Origin of the sequence: Sphingobium xenophagum, assembly GCF_002288285.1 — a bacterium.
Taxonomy (GTDB): Bacteria; Pseudomonadota; Alphaproteobacteria; order Sphingomonadales; family Sphingomonadaceae; genus Sphingobium; species Sphingobium xenophagum.
Genome location: NZ_CP022748.1, coordinates 130,967 through 148,531, shown reverse-complemented (window position 1 = coordinate 148,531; position 17,565 = coordinate 130,967). Strand labels below are relative to the sequence as shown.

Genomic DNA, 17,565 nt, shown 5'->3' with positions numbered 1-17,565 from the left:
AGACCGGAGACAGATGATGTCCGAGCCGACCCACTTCGTCCACGTCTATGCGACCGTCAGGGTCAAGATGGCCGTTTCCGCCGACGATCATCACGAAGCGATGCTCGCAGCAGATGCCGCACTCTTCGCCAGGGGCTTCGGTGTGCGGCTTATCCCGACCGCAGAAGGCGCGCTCGATGCGGACTATGCCGGGGAAGTGACCGGCTATCTCGTCGATGAAGCGGGTGACCCGGAATTCATGCGGAGCGCTAACTACGGACCGGACTACGAGCCTGACTGGGGCCTGCGCGGCCGCGGCGACAACGCTGCGCCGATTGCCAGCTCGTAGCACCAGCAGGCAAAGGGAAGGGGGAGCGATTGGGTGGTGGCCAGACAGGCCAAGCCCCAGGAGATCCCACCATGGCAACAGTCGTACAGATCGACCCCTCCGCCGACCAATGGTCCGTGCCGATCGGCAGGCACAGCCGTGGCTCGCTCATGCTGAACCTCGAACGCCTGCTCGCCGGGCGGCTGCTCATCCAGGGCAGCAGCGGCGCGGGCAAGAGCAGAACCCTGCGCAAGATTATCGAGGAGGCCTTCGATTTCACGACAATCGTGCTCGTCGATCCCGAAGGCGAATTCGGCAATCTCGCCGCCCACATCGGCGCAACCTCCCTAAAGGGCTGCGAGCTGACCTCCGATGGCCTGACGGCAGCCGCGGCCCGCGCCAGGCAGCACCGCCTGTCGCTTCACGTCGACCTCACCGATCTCGATCCCGACCAGCGGATCATCAAGGCGGCGGCGCTCTTCGCCGGACTGATCGGCGCGCCGCGCGAGTACTGGGCGCATACCGTCCTGGTCTGCATCGACGAGGGCCATCTGCTCGCGCCACATCATGCCGGATCGGCCCGCGATGCCGAGACCCGGCGCCTTGGCGTTGCCACGCTGACCGACCTCTGTGCCCGCGGCCGCAAGCGCGGCATCGCCCCGGTCATCGCCACGCAGCGCCTCGCCAAGCTCTCATCCTCGGTGATCTCGGAGCTGCAGAACTTCCTCGTTGGCCTCAACGTGTTCGATCGCGACATCGCGCGCGCGGCCGATCTCCTCGGTTTCTCGGCGAAGGAGGCCGATGCCCTGCGAAAGCTCGCGCCCGGTGAGTTCTTCGCGATGGGCCCAGCGATGTCGCCGCTGCCTGTCCTCGCCCATATGGAAGAGACGATCACCGAGCATCTCGGCGCGACGCCAAGGCTCACCGCGGCCGCTGCGGTCGACAGTGAAGAAGCGGAGAAGCTGCTCGACCTGTCGGCTCTCCGCGAGGTCTCGAACGGCTCGCGCGATGCGGCTCTGACGCTCAAGGGCACCCGGGCGCTCGATGCCTTCCTCCTCGATCCTTCCGCGCCGCACGCGGCCTCGATCATCGGCGCGCTCAAGAGCATCGCGCCGAACGCCACGACCGCCAACGATCTTGCGGGCCATATCGGTGCCCCGCGCGAAGCCGTCGACAACGCCCTCGACATGCTCGCCGCCATCTCCGCGGTGGACACGATGCCTCGAGGCGAGGATCGCATCGCCCGGCTTCATGCCCGCCTCCGCGCCAAGATCAGCGACATCCCCGTGGTGGCGCTGGCATGAAACCGCTCGATCTGGATGCCGACATCGTCGAGCTGGTACCCGCGCCAAGGCTGGTATTGCCTGCCACGCCGCTGCGCGAGATGGCCTATCGGGCCGATGCATGGACACCGCAGGAGAGCGAACGGCTGCGCGCGCTCTTCCTCGAGGACACCGCGATCGCCGACATCGCGCTGGCAATCGGCCGGGGCAGGGCAGCGATCGCCGAACGTATTGCGCTGCTCGGGCTCCGCCGCAATTCCACGCGGACATGGACCGAACTCGATGATGCGGAACTGTCGCGGCGCTACGGCGGCGAACCCACGGCGGCCATAGCTTCCGACCTCGGTCGATCCTGCTCGGCGGTCTATGCCCGCGCCAGGATCCTCGACCTAACCGAGGGTAATCCGGCGGAATGGACGCCCTGGGAGGACGCCCAGCTCGTCGAAGGCTATCGCCGCGGCGTGCCGTTGGCGCAGATCGCCACCCTTATCGGCCGGCCGTTCGGCGGCCTATCCAGCCGGGCCGGAGCTCTCGGCATCGTGCATGCGAACCATCCGCCGGACTGGTCGGAGGCGGAAACGGCGAGGGCTCTCGACCTGGCCGAAGCGGGTCATCGCTACACGGCGATCGTCGGGATGCTCGGCCAGGAAGGCTTTCCCCAACGCACGGTCCGCGGCTTCGGCCTCGCCATCCGCAAGCTGGGCTATGGCCGCGGCTGGGGCAGGGCCTGGACGCCGGAAGAAGACGCCCTGCTGCGCAAGGCCTACATCGACGGTACGAGTCTCACCCCGCTGCGCCGCCAGCTTGGCCGCACCGCTGGATCGCTGCGCCACCGCGCCGAATATCTGGGCCTGCGCGGGCTTCATGCCAACCGCAATGGCTGGCGGCTTGGTCCGGACTGGACCGAGGCCGACGAGGCGCGCCTTCGTGCGGACTATGGCCGTGTCCCGACCAAGGTCCTGGCGGCAAGCCTGGGACGGACCAAAGCTGCGCTCACCTCGCGCGCGAATAGCCTCGGCCTTGTCCACGGCTACATTCGGCCTTTCAGCGACGATGAAACGCGCGCGCTCGACGTCGCCTTCAACACCGGTGTGTCGCTCGCCGATCTCGCGGTGGCGCTCAACCGCAAGGCCATGTCGCTCAGCAAATACGCGACCAACCATGGCTATCAGTTCGGCCGCCGGCCGCGCCGCGCCGTGACGCTCGAAGCGCTCTTGGCCACGAACTGACCCGGGCTCGGGCGCCGAGCCATTCGCCCGAGCCCTTCCACGCCCGCCAATCAGAACGTCGCGATGCCGCGCGAAGCGGCCCCGTGACCGGGGATCTCTCATGCCGCCGCAGGATCGACACATCAGGAACGTCCTGAAACTCTTCGATGCGCATTGCTATCGTCACGACCGCTACACGCTCTTCTCCGACTGCATGGAGCTCATAGCGATCAGCATCTCGAACAGCGTCGACAGCCGATCCCGGGAAACGCGCGAGGCGCGCTATCTCGAGATCGTGGGACGATATGAGCAGCACACCATCGAGATGTTCCCTCGCGTCTTCGGAGAGATCACAATGGCACTGGAGGAAGCGCCAGGGGACGTCCTCGGGAGCATCTTCACCGCGCTCGAGATCCACAACAAGAACCGTGGGCAATTCTTCACGCCCTATCCGGTTTGCCAGATGATGGCACAGGTCACGCTTGGCGATGCCAAGGACGCCCTGGCGCTGATCGACGACAAGGGTTTCGTCAGCGCGATGGAACCCGCCTGCGGTGCCGGCGCCATGGTCATTGCTCTCGCCGAAGCGATGCGCGCCGCCGGGATCAACTATCAGCGCCATCTCCACGTGACGGCGATCGATATCGACCAACGCGCCGTACACATGGGCTATATCCAGTTCTCGCTGCTCCACATTCCGGCCCACGTGATCGTTGGTAACTCTCTCAGCAACGAGGTCCGCGAACACTGGTTCACGCCGGCCCACATCCTCGGCGGCTGGGGCGCCAGGCTTGCCAGCCAGGAACGCTTGGTCGAACAACCCCCGCGATTTTTTACTGAAACGACACCGGAACGCACAACCCACGATAAGCAAGCCCAAGAGCCAAGGACCAGAACGGTCGGCGAGCAGTTGACCCTATTCTGAATTGCAATCCCGCCAGCGCGCCTCGGCTCTGGACATCACACTCTGAGGCGGGCTCTGGATCACCAATATACCCGGAACCTCCGGTCAGAGCGATCATAGGGCTGTTCGAAAATCGCTGCCCGCACCTTCTCCGCGATCTCTTTGAGCGTGGCGAACATCCGATTGATTTCGGACAGATCGCTGAGCTGTTCCGGCCCATATCTCACCATGAGATAATCGCGCTGATCGCTCAATCGGACCAGATGCTCCGCGGTACGGCGCCGGAGAGACAATCCCTTCTCGACAGCCAACCGCGTCCGTTCGGCGAGATCATGCTGCAATCCCCGGACCTGCTTTCGATCGACCGAATGAAAGAGCAGAAACGCATTGAGGTAAGTCTCGATCGACTGAATGGCGCACAGCCTAGCCGGGGTGGACGAGACACTCCGGCCTTTCTCGATCTGCGGCAGCAGCCTGTGCGCGGCATCCCAGTAGGCGTCGGCCAAGGTCATGACCGTACCAACCGACGCCTCCGTGCCGGGATAGGACGGGGTGCGAGTCTCGATCAGCCCCGGAGGTGTTGTCGAGCGCCGCGTCGAAATATCTTGATCCGATGGTCCCTTTTCCAAACCGGCCGTCTCCCCAGAGGAAGTCCTATTAGGCGGGCTGCCCTTCGGTGGATTTCGGACTTCCGCGACGAACCGGCGCAGATTTCGTCGCCTTTGCCGATGCGGCAGCGCTGGACCCCTTGGGCTTGCGGCCAAGTCCGATGCTCTTGGCGAGCGTGCGACGCTGCTCGGCGTAATTGGGCGCGACCATCGGATAGTCGGCCGGAAGATTCCACTTCGAACGATAGTCCGCCGGCGTCATCTGATAGTGCGTCATGAGATGACGCTTGAGCATCTTGAGCTTTTTGCCGTCTTCCAGGCAGACGATGTAGTCAGGTTTCACCGAGGCACGCACGGATACCGCCGGCTCCTGCTTTGTCTCGGGCGCCGTTTCACTTTTGCCGAGATTGCTCAACGCTCCGTGAACATTCTGGATCAGGGACGGCAAATCCGCCACCGCCACGCTGTTGTTCGTCACATGCGCCGCGACGATATCAGCGGTCAGGGTAATCAGCGTGCTATCGTTTTCCGATACGTCGCTCATGATGATCTTGCCTTCTCTGGTTGAAGAACCCGGAAGACTATTCGCTACCGGGAACATGGCGCCCTGTGAAGTTCCCAAAGGCTCACAGGAGCACCTATTCACCCGCGCCAAACAGGGACGTACGATATCTGATCGCGTCCAAACCCGAACATTCCGTAAATCCCTTCATGTCGATTCATGTCCAAAGAAGAGGGGAATGGGCCGGGGAGACCGGTCGGAGGCCAAGCGCCTTCGACCCCTTCCACCCGGGAGCCAGGACATGGAGACCTCACGAAGCCAGCGATGGCGGGAACGCCGCGCCTTATGGGCGACGGACTCTCTCATCATCAATCCGAAGGCCTATTCGGTCGACATCATCGATCACGCCGTAGCGCGTACGTTCATCGCCGAGCATCATTATCTGCCGAGCTATCCGGCAGCCCAGGTCGCAGTCGGCCTCTTTGGACTCCGCGCGGTCCTGGCAGGCGTGGCCGTCTTCGCGGTTCCCGCGACCGACGCCGTCATCACCCGGCACACGGGCTTCACCGATCCGGCAAAGGGATGCGTTCTCGCACGCCTGATTCTTCTCGACCGGGTCCCGCAGAACGGGGAAAGCTTCTTTTGCGCACGGGCCTTCCGACTGCTTCGCCAGGCGCGGCCAGCGATCGAAGCCGTCGTTTCCTACAGCGACCCCGAATTCGGGCATACCGGCCGGGTTTACGCCGCTCTTTCCGGGGCGCACCGGGGCACCACGCGCCCGCGTACAGTCCTTCGCGCCGCAGGCCAGACGATCTCCGATCGGACGCTTTCGAAGATCCGGCTCCGCGAACGCGGGATGGATGGCGCCATCGACCAGATCGTCCGCCTCGGTCTACCGGCGCCCGGCCTGCGCGAGAGCCCAGCCGCATGGCTCGCCCGCCTTCAGGCCGAGCAGCTCCTGACCCGCCACCGCCAATCCGGACTCTTCACCTACTGCTTCGAGCTCACCCGCAACGCGCGCCGACAGGGCCGCGCACTCCCGCGGTTGCCCTATCCTAAACTATTGCCGGGGCCGTGATCGCTCTCAGGCCTTGACGCCTTCGACATAGGTGATCGCCTCACCGACCGTCTGGTTCTTCTCCGCGTCGGCATCGGGGATCGCGATTCCGAATTTCTTCCTCGATCGCCATGACCAGCTCGACGACATCCAGGCTGTCTGCCCCGAGATCATCAATGAAATGGGCGTTGGGCATTACTTTCTCGCGGTCGGCGCCAAACTGATGCGCCACGAAATCGCTGACCCGATGGCTACGTCACCCCAAGCGACCCTCCCGCGGAGCGGGCTCGTGCTCTGCGCGCAACCTGTTCCACAAGGTCTACATGCAGAACCTGACAGTTCAGGCGGGCAATAGCGGCCTGATCGTCGGCACTCCGAGCGAACCCCGGCTGATCGGGGTGACTCTGAGGCTGCACAATTAAACCAACCCGTCTCTAAAACGCTCGAATTTCGAGACGCATGCGGCCTACATGAGCTATCCGCTCCCCAGGTTAGGCCGTTACCGCTGGCTGTATTTCAGGTCGATTGCGCCCATCGCCAACGCGGAGGGAGAACCTCCCTCGCGCGCTATCTCCTCGTCAACGCAACGCTGCCTCGGGCTTCGAGTGTCTTTCGGCCGCACAGGCACGGTATAGACCTCGCCGTAGCCCGGCACGATGACCGTGCGCGCAACCGCGCGAGGATCGTCTGTCGGCGCGGGCTGAACAAGAACAGTGCCGCGGCCTGGCAGATATAACATGCGCGGTTGCGGGGCTGCCGGCTTCTGGTCAGAGGACTGCGCGGCTATCGGCGCAGTCGCGCCGATCGTGAGCGCGGCTGTCGCCGCCAAAGCCAATAATTCTATGCGGGCCACAGTGAGGCAAATTGGCCGGGGTGCGGTTTTCATCAAGTTAACGCCCCAATTGCTAGAGGAGTGGCCTGCCCTCTGCGAGGGAGTCCAGAGCAGTACGATCATGGATTAGGATGCGTCGTCCGATACTTGTGAGCAGGCCGGCCCTGGCCCAGGCGGAGAGCATTCGGCTCGCAGTGTGAAGGGTCGTTCCCGAGAACTCCGCCAGGTCCTTACGACGTAGCGGGAACGCTACCTCGTCGCCACCATCGTTACGGATCAGGCGCAGGAGCGCACGGGCGAGACGCTGATCGGCGCGCTGGGTGGCCAACTCGCGGACCCGATCCTGAAGTTCGATAAGCCGCGTCCCGATCACTCGAATGACGTTCAGCGACACCTGCGGATATATGCCGATCAGCACTACTATATCCGCCTCGCTCCAACTGAGGACGACCGACGCCTCCGCTGTGATCGCGTCCGCCGGAAGAAGGTGGTCAGTGAAGAGAGGCACTGTTCCGAACATTTCGCCGGAGCCGATAAAGCGAATGATCGCCTGCCCGCCATCACTGCCGGTCTGGATGATTCTCACGCTGCCCTTCGCCACCGCATAGGCCCGCTCGGCACGGGCTCCTTGCTCGAAAATCCTCGCATGTTTTGGCAATCGTTCGATGCGTGCGCAGGCATGGGCATGCACCAGCGCTTCGTGAGGCAGATCGCGAAATAGCTCCACCGCGCCGATAATCTTCAGGTGTGAAGCAAGGCCTCGGGTCTGAACGATGATTTGCCTCCTGCCTTCTCTCGTTCGGGTCGATCTAGTCGAAATAACAGAGCCGAGTTTGCGCCAGCGCAAACCGGCTCGCACCGACAGCCTCTACAAGCAAACTGTTATCATGAAGAGGATCGTCGTGACCAAAGCATTGTCTCCCCAAACCATGACGTTGGTCAAAGCGACGGCGCCAGCCCTTCAACAGCATGGCGTGGACATCACCACGCGCATGTATCAGCGGCTATTTGTCGATCCCGAGATCAAGGCGCTGTTCGACATGGCCGCGCAGGAGTCGGGCGCGCAACCCAAGCGCCTTGCGGCGGCGATCCTGGCGTTCGCCCAGAATGTGGACAAGCTCGACGTCCTGAAACCGGCGATCGAGCGGATCGCCGGGCGGCACGTCGATACCCATATCAAACCAGAGCATTATCCTGCGGTCGCCAATGCCTTGCTGCCGGCCATTCGCGACATCCTGGGCGAGGCCGCGACGGACGAAATCCTGGCGGCATGGGGCGAAGCCTATTGGTTCCTCGCCGACATTCTGATCGCGCGCGAGGCCGAGCTTTATGACGAGGCCCAGGCCGCATGACGGGGCCGGCGCCCTACAGCTCGTCGCCGGTGTTCGATCAGGACACATTGCCGGCGGCGCTGCGCGCGCGCCATGACACCAAGGCGGGGGTGTGGGGACTGATCCGCGTCCTCGAAGGTGAACTGAAGCTCACCTATCTCGAGCCGGCGTCGGAAGTCATCCTGAAGCCCGGTCATCCCGGTCTGATCGAACCGCAGCAGCCGCATTTCGTGACCCCGCTGGGTCCGATGCGGATGCAGGTCGAATTTTACCATGAGCCGCCCCCGAAGAGCTGATGATCGCGGACGATTTCACTCTTGCGCGCGTGATCCATGTCGTCGCCGTCCTGTTCTGGATCGGCGGCGTCGCCTTCGTGACGCTGGTGCTGATGCCGGCCGTGCGTGCCGGCAATCCGCCCGCTGAGAGGCTGGCGGCATTTCACCGGATCGAAGGCCGCTTCGCGCCGCAGGCTCGGCTGTGGGTTCTCCTTGCCGGCGCTAGCGGCTTCTGGATGACCTGGCGGGCGGACCTGTGGGAGCGTTTCGCCGATCCCCGCCTCTGGTGGATGCAAGCGATGGTGGCGATCTGGCTGGTGTTCGTCGCCATGCTGTTCGTCATCGAGCCGCTTTATCTGCACCGCCGCATGGCCGCTTCCCCCGATCCGGCGGCCGACTTCGCACGCATGGAGCGTATGCACCGTCTGCTGCTGGCGGCATCGGTCATCGCGCTGATCGGCGCCGTCGGCGGCAGTCACGGGCTTTTCTAAAGGAAGAGGGACGGGGAACGATGTCGACGACGAAACGGCTGTGGATCGGCCTGGCTGCCGTCATCTTCGCAGGATTCGCGGTGATGCTGTGGCTCGGGTCGGACCTTATGCGTACCGCGCCGCCGATCCCCGAACGGGTCGTGACCGCTTCCGGGCGCACCGTCTTCACACGCGACGATATCGAGACCGGCCAACAGGTTTGGCAGTCGATGGGCGGCCAGCAGCTCGGCAGCGTGTGGGGTCACGGCGCATTGATCGCGCCCGACTGGTCCGCCGACTGGCTGCACCGGGAGGCGCTGGCCCAGCTCGACGCCGTTGCCCGCACGAAGGGCGCGGCCAGCTTCGACATGCTGTCGCTGGCAGATAAGGCGGCTTTGCAGGCCGAGCTACGTCCCGGCTTCCGTGCCAACACCTATGACGCTGCGACCGGCACGCTGACGATCAGCGACGCGCGCGCTGCAGCGATCGCCGGCGTGGCAAGGCATTATGACAGCCTGTTCTCCGCTGACCCGGCAACGCGCGATTTGCGCGTCGCCTACGCCATGAAGGAGAACACACTTCCCGATCCGGCGCGGCGCAGGGAACTCGCGGCCTTCTTCTTCTGGACAGCCTGGGCGACCGTGACCGATCGGCCCGGCGATATGGTGAGCTTTACCAACAACTGGCCCTCCGAACCGCTGGTCGGCAACGTGCCCACGTCCGGCACCTTCATGTGGTCGCTTTTCAGCATCCTCTTCATGCTCGCCGGCATCGGCCTTCTCGCGTGGCACTATGCGGTCTGGCACGGCAAGGAACCGCCGCTCACCCCGCCCGCGGCCGATCCGCTCAAGGGGATCGTTCTGACACCCTCGATGCGTGCCAGCGCCAAATATTTCTGGATCGTCATCGCGCTCCTGCTCGCGCAGATCGGCCTGGGGGCGGCGACCGCGCATTATCAGGTCGAGGGCCAGCATTTCTACGGCATCAACCTCGCCGACTGGCTACCCTACAGCCTGACTCGAAGCTGGCACACCCAGCTCGCGGTGCTGTGGATCGCGACGGCCTGGCTCGGCACCGGCCTCTATATCGCGCCCGCCATCTCCGGCCATGAGCCGCCGTGGCAGCGCGCCGGTGTCAACTTCCTGTTCGTCAGCCTGATCGTCATCGTCGTCGGCGCGTTCGCCGGACAATGGCTGGCGGTGATGCAGAAGATGGGCCTCACCGAAAACTTCTGGTTCGGGCATCAAGGCTGGGAATATGTCGATCTTGGCCGGTTCTGGCAGATATACCTCTTCATCGGCCTGCTGCTGTGGCTCTTCCTCGTGGGTCGCGCGCTCTGGCCCGCGATCCGGCGCCGGGATGAGATGTCCTCGATCGTCGGCCTGCTGTTCCTCTCCACGGTGGCGATCGGTCTCTTCTATGGCGCGGGGCTCATGTATGGCGCGCGCAGCCACCTGTCCGAGGTTGAGTATTGGCGTTGGTGGGTGGTCCATCTCTGGGTCGAGGGCTTCTTCGAGATTTTCGCGGTCGCCGTCATCAGCTTCCTGTTCGTAAAGCTGGGGCTGGTGCGCGGCCGCACGGCCACGGTCAATGTGCTGTTCGCGACGATCGTCTTCCTGTCGGGCGGCGTGCTTGGCATGTTCCACCATCTCTATTTCGTCGGCACGTCGATGGCGGGCGTGGCGCTCGGCGCCAGTTTCTCCGCGCTTGAGGTGGTCCCGCTCGCGTTAATCGGCCTCGAGGCGATGGACACCTGGTCGCACAGTCGCGCGACGCCGTGGATGGCGCGCTACAAATGGCCGATCATGTTTTTCCTCGCGGTGAGCTTCTGGAATCTGGTCGGCGCCGGCCTGTTCGGCTTCCTCATCAACACGCCGATCGCGCTCTATTACGTCCAGGGACTCAACCTGACCCCGCTGCACGGCCATACCGCGCTCTTCGGCGTCTATGGGATGCTCGGCATCGGCCTGATGCTCTTCTGCCTGCGCGGCCTGCGCGATCATATCCATTGGAACGAAGGCTGGCTACGCGCGAGCTTCTGGTGCTTCAACATCGGGCTTGCCCTGATGGCCCTGCTCACGCTGCTGCCGATGGGCGTGCTGCAACTTCAGGCGGCGCTCGATCATGGCTACGCCTATGCGCGGTCGGCCGCGTTTATGGATCGGCCGCTGATCCATTTCCTCGTGTGGATGCGCACCCCCGGCGATGTGGTATTTGCCGCTGGCGCGCTGCTGCTGACGGCGTTTGTCGCGCTGCAATGGCTTCGGCCCATACCGGAAGTACCCGCCTCTACTGCAAAGGCGAACGAACAGAGCGTTTGACTAACACCTACGTGCCGATTTGTGGATATCAGTCAGCCCGTAAAATGACTGCTGTGGTGTAGAGGGAATGCAATTCCCATCCTAAGGATGCATAGAGACCGCGACCCTCTGCAGTGGCGACCAACACCTCCCGCGTCGCACCATGATGCGCGCGATGGATTCAAGTTTCTTCATGACGGTTCGCGCGAGGCCGCGCCGTCTATGAGCGGCGTTGGTTTCGATCCGATCGTATATGGCAAACTCACCGACGCGAACGACACGTCCGATTGCGACCAGCGCGCCGCTCGGAGTAAGCGCCCGCACGATTACAATGGGGCGAGGTTCAGCCGCATCGAGCAGATAGCCGTCAGGAGGCGCGGAATCGCCGGGCATGATGCGCCGATATTTCATCATGAAGCCCGGTGGCTGTATTACCCAGTGTTCTGGTAAGGCGACGCGCATTGCTGTCGCCGAGACACAAGCTTTCAAAAAAACCCACGGCTCCTCGATCGTGGTGGCCAATTCGTGCAGGGCCGGCGAGATATCGGTAAAGACATAGCGCGTCCGTTGTTGCGGCCATCCCACATCGACTCTGAAACCACCGTGATCTTCGACCGGAGGCGGCGTTTCGCGGGCAATGGTCCATCCTTCGATCCAAGTCGCCACAACTCTTGAATCGGCAACCAACTCATGTTCGTTAGCCATGCCTCATCCTATCAAAACCTGATGCCGGTTGGACGAGCAGATCAGTTTACGGGCGAGGGCGAAAATCGTTGATATATCGCTTGGTCTCGGAAACGCTGATTTTCGAGACAACGCAGCCTGAAAGGCTCAAAAGCGGCAATGAGCATCTCCTCGATTTCGACTTCCGGTTGATGGGCACAGGCGAGTTAGCCAGACAAGTCGTGGTTAGAGGTTCGGACTGCAATAATAGAGTTGTCCAAAGAGCCGGGTCCTCTCTACCGGTCTATCCTAGCCCTTGAACGACCGCTTCTGCGACAATCGAGACGTCAAGCGCCCCAGGTTGACGCAACGCTATCGAGCCGCTTAGCTCATTCTACGTTCAGCCATCTATGCTCATCTCGGCGGACTTGTTCAAACCGACACACAAACTACGCACTCGGCGCTTCGCACAAAGTTCTATAGGACAGCGAAGGCCGGTCATCCATCGATTCCGGCATCATTTGATACATGCATTATCTTAGGGCAGCCCGACGTAAAATTGCCGTCCCGAAACGAGCCATCGCCCGTGTCCGTCCATCCAATGATCGAGATGGCCAGCACCGCAGAGGCCGACGACCACCGCGACCTGACAACGGCGCAAACGGCCGAGTTCGGGGGTCATCTCGACCTCTACGATCGCACATCTTGCCTGCAGGACAGCGACTAAAGCGGGCGGCGACTACGGCAGAGAGGTGAGGGGAAGGGAGCCGGGCGCGCAGAATGGCTGCGCGAGACCGGAGCGACTCCCATGCTGGCCAGCGATCGCCCCGCGCCGTCCGCGCGGCCCCGTGACATCGACTATATCCGCGTCGCCGAGCCGGCTCCCGTCGTGCTTGCCTATGGCATCGGCGTCGACAGCACGGCGCTCCTCGTCGAGCTCGAAAGCCGCGGCACGCCGCCTGATCTCGTGATCACCGGTGACCCGGGCATCGAGAAGCCGGAGACCTATGTCTATCAGGAGATGATGGCGGCGTGGATGGCCGCGCGCGGCATCCGCTACGAGACCGTCCGCTACACGCCAAAGCGCTTCAAGCACTGGCCGCCCTATTACGACCTGCTGGCCAATGTCCTCACCAATGCCACACTCCCCAGCATCAGCCTCGGGCGCCACAGCTGCAGTCTTAAGTGGAAAGTGGCTCCGCAGGACGCTTTCCTGAAGCAATGGGAGCCGGCAAAGGCCGCCTGGGCCAGAGGCCAGAAGGTCATACGCCTCATCGGGTATGATGCCTCGCCCGCCGACACGCGCCGCTATAACCATGCGTCCGCCATCGCGAACGATCTGTTCGAATGCCGCTACCCCTTGCGCGAATGGGGCTGGAACCGCGCCGCCTGCATCGCGCGCATAGAGGCCGCAGGTCTGCCGGTGCCACCAAAATCGAGCTGTTTCATCTGCGGGGCGATGAAGCCCGACGAGGTCCGAGCGCTGCCTTCCTGGTGCCTCAGGCTCATCGTCCTTGTCGAAGCGCGCGCAGCTCCACGCCTGCGCACGGTCGAAGGCCTCTGGCGCCGTTCGACTGCGACCCGCCCGGGCCGAATGACCGACTTCATCCGCGCCGAAGAACTGCTCCCTGCGGCCGACATCGACGCGATCATCCGCGATGCGCCGGCCGATCTCATCCGCTTCCAGGACGTGGCAGGGCACGTCCCGCTCCCCGAACGACCGACAATGGCGGAGTGGCTCGACATGTTCAACGCCGGCCTGTTGGAGGCAGCATGACAGTCCCCGTCACCGAACGCATCACCCAGCTCAACGATCGCTGCCGGCACGGCCTCGACCCCAACGCGCGGATCATGGTCACGCGCAACTGTCTCGCCCGGCTTTCAGGCGACGGCGAGGGGATCGCTGAGGTACTCGCCCAGGCCGCGTTGCTTGCGGCCGTGCGCCGTTACGCGTTCCAGCCGGGTGATGGCCCCGAACGCGACTTCGGCGCCTTCGACCTGCAGGGGCAGCGAGTCCTCTTCAAGATCGATTATTACGACATGGCGCTCGAGTGCGGCTCCGAAGACCCGGCAGATGCCTCGATCACTCGGCGCGTCCTCACCGTCATGCTCGCCGACGATTACTGACCGCGTCCGCGGGCAAATCCAACCTTTCGAAATCGACTGCGCGCTCTTCCAGCCCTCCGGGCCGCGCGAGGGGAGGGGGAAGGCGAGCGTGAGGCTCGCAGAACCGAAGGCACGCGACCCCGGCCGACCCGGCCTTCCCATTCCACGAGGAGATCCGTCTTGAGCACTCCAGAACCGAGCTGCGCCACGCTGCCGCTCTCGCGCATCGTCAAGGGCGACAATCCGCGTCGCTATTTCGACCGGAAAAAGCACGACGATCTCGTCGCTTCGATCCGCATTCGTGGCATCCTGCAGCCGATCCTGGTTCGTCCGGCACCCAGCTCGGACGATAGCTACGCCATCGTCGCCGGCGAGCGCCGGTACAGGGCGGCGCTGGAAGCGTTCGGTTCCGACGGCGAGGTGCCCGCGATCATCCGCGAGATGACCGACCAGGAGGCCCTCGAGGCGGCAATCGACGAGAACGACAATCGCGACGACGCCTCGGAGACGGAACAAGCGGACGCGGCCGTTCGCGTGCTCGCCGCATGCCGTAACGATCGCGCCGAGGCCGCGCGGCGTCTGGGCTGGTCGCGGGCCAAGCTCGATCGCCGCCTGGCGCTCGCCGAACTCTCCGAGGCGGTCAAACTTGCGCTCGACGAACGGCGGATCAAGGTCGGCCATGCTGAACTCCTCGCCGCGATCCCCGCCGACAAGCAGGACAAGGCCCTCGAGACCATCCTGGGCTCCGGTCTCGATGTCAGCAAGACCCGCGACCTCCTCATGCGCGTCACCCAGAATCTCGGCGCGGCGTGCTTCGACAAGACCGACTGCACCACCTGTCCGTTCAACTCGGCCGCACAGCGAACCCTGTTCGAAACCCATGTCGATGACGGCCATTGCACCAATCCGGGCTGCTTCCAGCTCAAGACCGAGGCGTGGGAAACCGCCCAACGCGAGGAGCAGGAGCGCGCCGCTGCCGCGGCCAAGGCAGCGGCGCCGCCGCCCGCAGACGACATCGAGGACGAGGAACAGGATGACGACGAAGACGACGCCATCGACCAGAGCCCGCCGGAAGCGGACGATCAGGAAGAGGCAGGCGACCGCGCCTCGCCTTCGGGCACGGCAGCCACGCCCGCATCCACGCCGCCCACTGTCGTTCAATCCAAGGGCAGTATAGTCCAGGCGCACAAGCCAACGGTCACCGTCAAGTCGATCGCCGGCCGCACCAGCGACCTGCGCGAGGCGACGTGGCGCACCGCGCTCGCCCGTGCGCTCGCCGGCAATGCCGCGCACGCCCAGACCGCGATCCTGGTCGCCGCGATGTCGGGCACGCTCTCGCAGATCAAACCGGAGACGCTGAAGGCCCGCGCCGGCCTGCTGGTGGGCGCCTCGTTCCCGGAGCTCGCCTACAGCGCCAAGATCGCGGAGATCCGCGCGTTGCCCGAGGCTCAGGCCGAGAAGGTGCTTTCCGCGATCGGCGCCGCTTATGCCAAGGATGTGCTCACCTTCGGCCATGTCGCCGACCTCGCCCGGACCTTCGACGTCGACCTGCGCGATGTCTGGCAGGTCGATAAGACATTCCTCGAGCGCTACACCAAGGACGAACTCAGGTTCATCGCCCAGGAGTGCGGCCTCGTCGCGCATGTAAGCGAAAAGGCGTTCGCCAAGCTGCTCAGTGCGAAGAAGGCCGACCTGATCGCTGGCATGCTCAACGCCACCGGCTTCGACTGGGCCGGCCGCCTGCCGAGCTCGATGACGCTCGACGGCCAATATGGCCCGCCCCCCGTGCCGGCCCAAGCCGAAGAGCCGCTCTCCCGACAAGCCGCCTGACCCGCTTCTCCAATCTCACACAAGGACCGAACGCCATGCTGATCTCCAGCCTTCTTCCTATGCTCGCCCGCTACTCGCTCGGCTTCGATCTTGTCGCCGGCGCCAACGACACGGTCACCCTGACCATCCTTCCGCGCAAGGCCGAAGGCGCAAAGGACAATCTCGAGGCCAGCGAAACCCGGCCGATCTCGATCACGGCGACCGCCGCAGAAATCGATGCGGAGCTCGCCCGGGGCCCTGACGGCGCGCTCGGCCAGCTCATCGCCTCGCGCCGCACCCTTGCCGATCAGATCGCGGAGCAGCGACAGGCTGCCGAAGCCGCACGGGCGGCCGCCGCCGAGGCAGCCAAAGCCAAGGCGGCTGCGCCCAAGACGCCCGCGCCTGCAGCCTCACCGAAGACGCCGGCTCCCAGCAGCCCGCCGGTCGATGCCAAGGCCGAGGAGCCCGCCAGCCTCTGGTGACGCGCCGCCCTTGAACTTCCCGATCACCACCAGCCCGGAAGGCCAGCCATGCAGATCAACCAGCTCACCCGCGCCTATCGCTACGACGGCATCGACCTGCCCGTGCCGCCGCACCTTGCGGACGACCGCCAAGCTCTGCGCGCCTATCATGCTACCCTCTACCCGGCGATTCTCACTGCCGAGGCGGTGGACGCCGGCGTGTCGGGCACCGCCCACGTCACCGAATATCGCCGCGCCGTCGGCACCAAGGGCTGATCGTGCCCTGCGGCAACGACGCGCCGATCCCCGCCGCACCGCGCAAGACGCTCCTCGAATGGATCGAGCACGACGATGGCAACACGAGCGAGTTCCCCCAGCCTTCCTGCAGCGCCCAGGCCAAGGCGCTTCACGCGCGGATCCTCCCCGATCCCGACAACGGCAAAGGCGAAGCGCCGGAGCCGCTCCAGCCTCCTCCCGGTCTCAGGCTCGCGCCCCTCGGTTGACCTCGCGGGGCGAACGGTCGCGTTATCGGCCGACATTCCCGCGACCTTCGACCAGCCCCTCAGCAATCACCACAAGCTGATCGGCCGCTGGGTCGCGGGGCGAGAGCCGAGCGCCAAGCAATACACCCGTGTGAGTGCCCGCCGCCGCATCGAGCAGGTTTTCAACGCTGCCGTGCTCGAGATCCTGGACCCGATCGAAATCGTCGACCTGCGGATCGCGGTCCTCACCGGCGAAGACGCCAACCCGCCGGCGATCGCGGTCGCGTGTGACAGCCTCGGACAGCTGGATCTCGGCTGGATCGAAACCGGCGAGGCGCCCACCCCCTGGCGTGCCGCGGCCTATGCGGCGCTCGGCGAAACCCTCGGCACCGCGCTCCCGATCTTCGGCTACCAGGACCTCTTCGACGAAATCTCCATGTATTACTGGGACGGGGAGATCGACGACGAGGGCGCGCGCCAGAGCCTGATCGCCTATCACGGCCTCAGCGCCGAGGAACTCGAAGAGCAGACCATGCCTTCGGAGATGAACGCGCGCCGGCCTGACTGGATGATCGGCGCGAACGCGGCGAAACCGGCCGCCCTTCCGAAGGGCCTGCGCGAGGCGCTCTGCCAGCTTCGCGACGCGCACAAGGCGCTCAAGCGGCTGCCATCGGACCGCAACGCCTGGCACTTCGATACCGACATTCTCTACGAATATGTGCCGGGGATCGAGGAATGCTCGTCCCTGCCGCCGTTGACGCTCGTGCCTTTCGATGAGTTCGCGCGCGAGCTCGACGATGTCGCCCGCCACGGCATGGAAATGGGCTTCATGGACGTCTGCGGCATCTGCCCGCTGCCCGATGTCAGCCGGATCGACGACTGGTTCGCAAGCCTGCGCCTCGGCGTCCAGTTCCTGCTCGCCGCCCAGGACCTCGTCCGCTTCGACCCACCCAATCCGTGAGGCCGT

22 protein-coding genes and 1 pseudogene are annotated in these 17,565 nt (G+C 64.3%); 17 read left to right on the top strand and 6 right to left on the bottom strand.

What is annotated here, in order from left to right; all coding sequences use genetic code 11:
- The first annotated feature begins 13 nt into the window (after nt 1-13).
- The 4 genes from CJD35_RS20220 to CJD35_RS20205 all read left to right on the top strand — a co-directional run bounded on the left by CJD35_RS20220 (nt 14) and on the right by CJD35_RS20205 (nt 3,723).
- A complete protein-coding gene (locus CJD35_RS20220) occupies nt 14-328 on the top strand; it encodes a hypothetical protein (RefSeq protein WP_017183265.1) in 315 nt (104 codons plus the stop codon).
- A 71-nt stretch (nt 329-399) separates the two neighbouring features.
- On the top strand, nt 400-1,611 hold the full coding sequence (locus tag CJD35_RS20215; protein ID WP_017183264.1) for a helicase HerA domain-containing protein: 1,212 nt from the start codon (nt 400-402) through the stop codon (nt 1,609-1,611).
- The gene (locus CJD35_RS20210; RefSeq protein WP_095687527.1) at nt 1,608-2,819 is read left to right on the top strand and encodes a hypothetical protein; all 1,212 of its coding nucleotides are present in this window, start codon (nt 1,608-1,610) and stop codon (nt 2,817-2,819) included. Before CJD35_RS20215 ends, CJD35_RS20210 begins: the two co-directional genes overlap by 4 nt.
- 100 nt (nt 2,820-2,919) lie before the next feature.
- Nucleotides 2,920-3,723 (top strand): N-6 DNA methylase, encoded by an 804-nt coding sequence (locus tag CJD35_RS20205; protein ID WP_011950478.1) that lies wholly within the window; start codon nt 2,920-2,922, stop codon nt 3,721-3,723.
- 59 nt (nt 3,724-3,782) lie between these two features.
- Here the strand turns inward: CJD35_RS20205 and CJD35_RS20200 are convergent, their stop codons facing one another.
- Together CJD35_RS20200 and CJD35_RS20195 are read right to left on the bottom strand one after the other, a co-directional pair.
- The gene (locus CJD35_RS20200) at nt 3,783-4,214 is read right to left on the bottom strand and encodes a hypothetical protein (protein ID WP_017183262.1); all 432 of its coding nucleotides are present in this window, start codon (nt 4,212-4,214) and stop codon (nt 3,783-3,785) included.
- Nucleotides 4,215-4,359: 145 nt separating this feature from the next.
- Nucleotides 4,360-4,854, bottom strand: a complete 495-nt coding sequence (locus tag CJD35_RS20195) for a Ros/MucR family transcriptional regulator (RefSeq protein WP_017183261.1) — start codon at nt 4,852-4,854, stop codon at nt 4,360-4,362.
- A 259-nt stretch (nt 4,855-5,113) separates the two neighbouring features.
- Here CJD35_RS20195 and CJD35_RS20190 point away from each other — a divergent pair, with 259 nt between their 5' ends.
- Nucleotides 5,114-5,890: a Mom family adenine methylcarbamoylation protein gene (locus tag CJD35_RS20190; RefSeq protein ID WP_011950475.1), complete on the top strand. Its 777-nt coding sequence runs from the start codon at nt 5,114-5,116 to the stop codon at nt 5,888-5,890.
- Between the two features lie 6 nt (nt 5,891-5,896).
- Here the strand turns inward: CJD35_RS20190 and acpP are convergent.
- From acpP to CJD35_RS20175, 3 genes and pseudogenes are all read right to left on the bottom strand, one after another.
- Nucleotides 5,897-6,101, bottom strand: a pseudogene (gene acpP / locus CJD35_RS20185) (acyl carrier protein).
- Nucleotides 6,102-6,368: 267 nt separating this feature from the next.
- Nucleotides 6,369-6,722, bottom strand: a complete 354-nt coding sequence (locus tag CJD35_RS22795) for a hypothetical protein (RefSeq protein ID WP_017183259.1) — start codon at nt 6,720-6,722, stop codon at nt 6,369-6,371.
- 52 nt (nt 6,723-6,774) lie between these two features.
- Nucleotides 6,775-7,428, bottom strand: coding sequence for a Crp/Fnr family transcriptional regulator (locus CJD35_RS20175; RefSeq protein ID WP_129927364.1), 654 nt, complete (start codon nt 7,426-7,428; stop codon nt 6,775-6,777).
- A gap of 202 nt (nt 7,429-7,630) precedes the next feature.
- On the opposite strand from CJD35_RS20175, the gene CJD35_RS20170 reads away from it, so the two are divergent.
- Genes CJD35_RS20170 through CJD35_RS20155 form a run of 4 tightly spaced genes read left to right on the top strand, consistent with a single transcriptional unit; the run spans nt 7,631 to nt 11,098 of the window.
- The gene (locus CJD35_RS20170; protein WP_017183257.1) at nt 7,631-8,053 is read left to right on the top strand and encodes a globin domain-containing protein; all 423 of its coding nucleotides are present in this window, start codon (nt 7,631-7,633) and stop codon (nt 8,051-8,053) included.
- Nucleotides 8,050-8,328, top strand: coding sequence for a TehB family protein (locus CJD35_RS20165; RefSeq protein ID WP_011950472.1), 279 nt, complete (start codon nt 8,050-8,052; stop codon nt 8,326-8,328). The genes CJD35_RS20170 and CJD35_RS20165 overlap by 4 nt, the downstream gene beginning before the upstream one ends.
- Nucleotides 8,328-8,798 (top strand): membrane protein, encoded by a 471-nt coding sequence (locus tag CJD35_RS20160; RefSeq protein WP_011950471.1) that lies wholly within the window; start codon nt 8,328-8,330, stop codon nt 8,796-8,798. The genes CJD35_RS20165 and CJD35_RS20160 overlap by 1 nt, the downstream gene beginning before the upstream one ends.
- A 20-nt stretch (nt 8,799-8,818) precedes the next feature.
- Nucleotides 8,819-11,098 carry a nitric-oxide reductase large subunit gene (locus tag CJD35_RS20155; RefSeq protein ID WP_011950470.1) on the top strand — a complete coding sequence of 760 codons (2,280 nt, stop codon included), beginning with the start codon at nt 8,819-8,821 and terminating at the stop codon, nt 11,096-11,098.
- Nucleotides 11,099-11,179: 81 nt separating this feature from the next.
- Here CJD35_RS20155 and CJD35_RS20150 read toward each other — a convergent pair whose 3' ends face one another.
- Nucleotides 11,180-11,782 (bottom strand): GNAT family N-acetyltransferase, encoded by a 603-nt coding sequence (locus CJD35_RS20150; protein WP_011950469.1) that lies wholly within the window; start codon nt 11,780-11,782, stop codon nt 11,180-11,182.
- A 544-nt stretch (nt 11,783-12,326) separates the two neighbouring features.
- On the opposite strand from CJD35_RS20150, the gene CJD35_RS22790 reads away from it, so the two are divergent.
- The 8 genes from CJD35_RS22790 (at nt 12,327) to CJD35_RS20120 (ending at nt 17,559) form a co-directional block, all read left to right on the top strand.
- Entirely contained in the window at nt 12,327-12,467 is a 141-nt protein-coding gene (locus tag CJD35_RS22790; protein WP_174703678.1) for a hypothetical protein, read from the top strand.
- An 81-nt stretch (nt 12,468-12,548) separates the two neighbouring features.
- Nucleotides 12,549-13,517 carry a hypothetical protein gene (locus tag CJD35_RS20145; RefSeq protein ID WP_011950468.1) on the top strand — a complete coding sequence of 323 codons (969 nt, stop codon included), beginning with the start codon at nt 12,549-12,551 and terminating at the stop codon, nt 13,515-13,517.
- Nucleotides 13,514-13,867, top strand: a complete 354-nt coding sequence (locus CJD35_RS20140; protein WP_017183254.1) for a DUF3768 domain-containing protein — start codon at nt 13,514-13,516, stop codon at nt 13,865-13,867. Before CJD35_RS20145 ends, CJD35_RS20140 begins: the two co-directional genes overlap by 4 nt.
- Nucleotides 13,868-14,026: 159 nt before the next feature.
- Nucleotides 14,027-15,676: a PRTRC system ParB family protein gene (locus tag CJD35_RS20135; protein WP_011950466.1), complete on the top strand. Its 1,650-nt coding sequence runs from the start codon at nt 14,027-14,029 to the stop codon at nt 15,674-15,676.
- Between the two features lie 35 nt (nt 15,677-15,711).
- The gene (locus tag CJD35_RS20130; protein WP_011950465.1) at nt 15,712-16,137 is read left to right on the top strand and encodes a PRTRC system protein E; all 426 of its coding nucleotides are present in this window, start codon (nt 15,712-15,714) and stop codon (nt 16,135-16,137) included.
- 48 nt (nt 16,138-16,185) lie between these two features.
- On the top strand, nt 16,186-16,392 hold the full coding sequence (locus CJD35_RS20125; protein ID WP_041380136.1) for a PRTRC system protein C: 207 nt from the start codon (nt 16,186-16,188) through the stop codon (nt 16,390-16,392).
- 2 nt (nt 16,393-16,394) lie between these two features.
- Complete coding sequence (locus CJD35_RS22535; RefSeq protein ID WP_129927365.1) at nt 16,395-16,619, top strand: hypothetical protein; 225 nt, start codon at nt 16,395-16,397, stop codon at nt 16,617-16,619.
- Between the two features lie 130 nt (nt 16,620-16,749).
- Nucleotides 16,750-17,559 (top strand): hypothetical protein, encoded by an 810-nt coding sequence (locus CJD35_RS20120; protein ID WP_230461523.1) that lies wholly within the window; start codon nt 16,750-16,752, stop codon nt 17,557-17,559.
- Nucleotides 17,560-17,565: the final 6 nt, after the last annotated feature.

Coding starts and splice junctions, on each gene's coding strand:
- CJD35_RS20125 (WP_041380136.1), top strand. CDS start 16,186: ATGCAGATCAACCAGCTCACCCGCGCCTATCGCTACGACGGCATCGAC.
- CJD35_RS20130 (WP_011950465.1), top strand. CDS start 15,712: ATGCTGATCTCCAGCCTTCTTCCTATGCTCGCCCGCTACTCGCTCGGC.
- CJD35_RS20220 (WP_017183265.1), top strand. CDS start 14: ATGATGTCCGAGCCGACCCACTTCGTCCACGTCTATGCGACCGTCAGG.
- CJD35_RS20155 (WP_011950470.1), top strand. CDS start 8,819: ATGTCGACGACGAAACGGCTGTGGATCGGCCTGGCTGCCGTCATCTTC.
- CJD35_RS20200 (WP_017183262.1), bottom strand. CDS start 4,214: ATGACCTTGGCCGACGCCTACTGGGATGCCGCGCACAGGCTGCTGCCG.
- CJD35_RS20145 (WP_011950468.1), top strand. CDS start 12,549: ATGCTGGCCAGCGATCGCCCCGCGCCGTCCGCGCGGCCCCGTGACATC.
- CJD35_RS20210 (WP_095687527.1), top strand. CDS start 1,608: ATGAAACCGCTCGATCTGGATGCCGACATCGTCGAGCTGGTACCCGCG.
- CJD35_RS20190 (WP_011950475.1), top strand. CDS start 5,114: ATGGAGACCTCACGAAGCCAGCGATGGCGGGAACGCCGCGCCTTATGG.
- CJD35_RS20195 (WP_017183261.1), bottom strand. CDS start 4,854: ATGAGCGACGTATCGGAAAACGATAGCACGCTGATTACCCTGACCGCT.
- CJD35_RS20165 (WP_011950472.1), top strand. CDS start 8,050: ATGACGGGGCCGGCGCCCTACAGCTCGTCGCCGGTGTTCGATCAGGAC.
- CJD35_RS20215 (WP_017183264.1), top strand. CDS start 400: ATGGCAACAGTCGTACAGATCGACCCCTCCGCCGACCAATGGTCCGTG.
- CJD35_RS20150 (WP_011950469.1), bottom strand. CDS start 11,782: ATGGCTAACGAACATGAGTTGGTTGCCGATTCAAGAGTTGTGGCGACT.
- CJD35_RS20160 (WP_011950471.1), top strand. CDS start 8,328: ATGATCGCGGACGATTTCACTCTTGCGCGCGTGATCCATGTCGTCGCC.
- CJD35_RS20170 (WP_017183257.1), top strand. CDS start 7,631: ATGACGTTGGTCAAAGCGACGGCGCCAGCCCTTCAACAGCATGGCGTG.
- CJD35_RS20140 (WP_017183254.1), top strand. CDS start 13,514: ATGACAGTCCCCGTCACCGAACGCATCACCCAGCTCAACGATCGCTGC.
- CJD35_RS20205 (WP_011950478.1), top strand. CDS start 2,920: ATGCCGCCGCAGGATCGACACATCAGGAACGTCCTGAAACTCTTCGAT.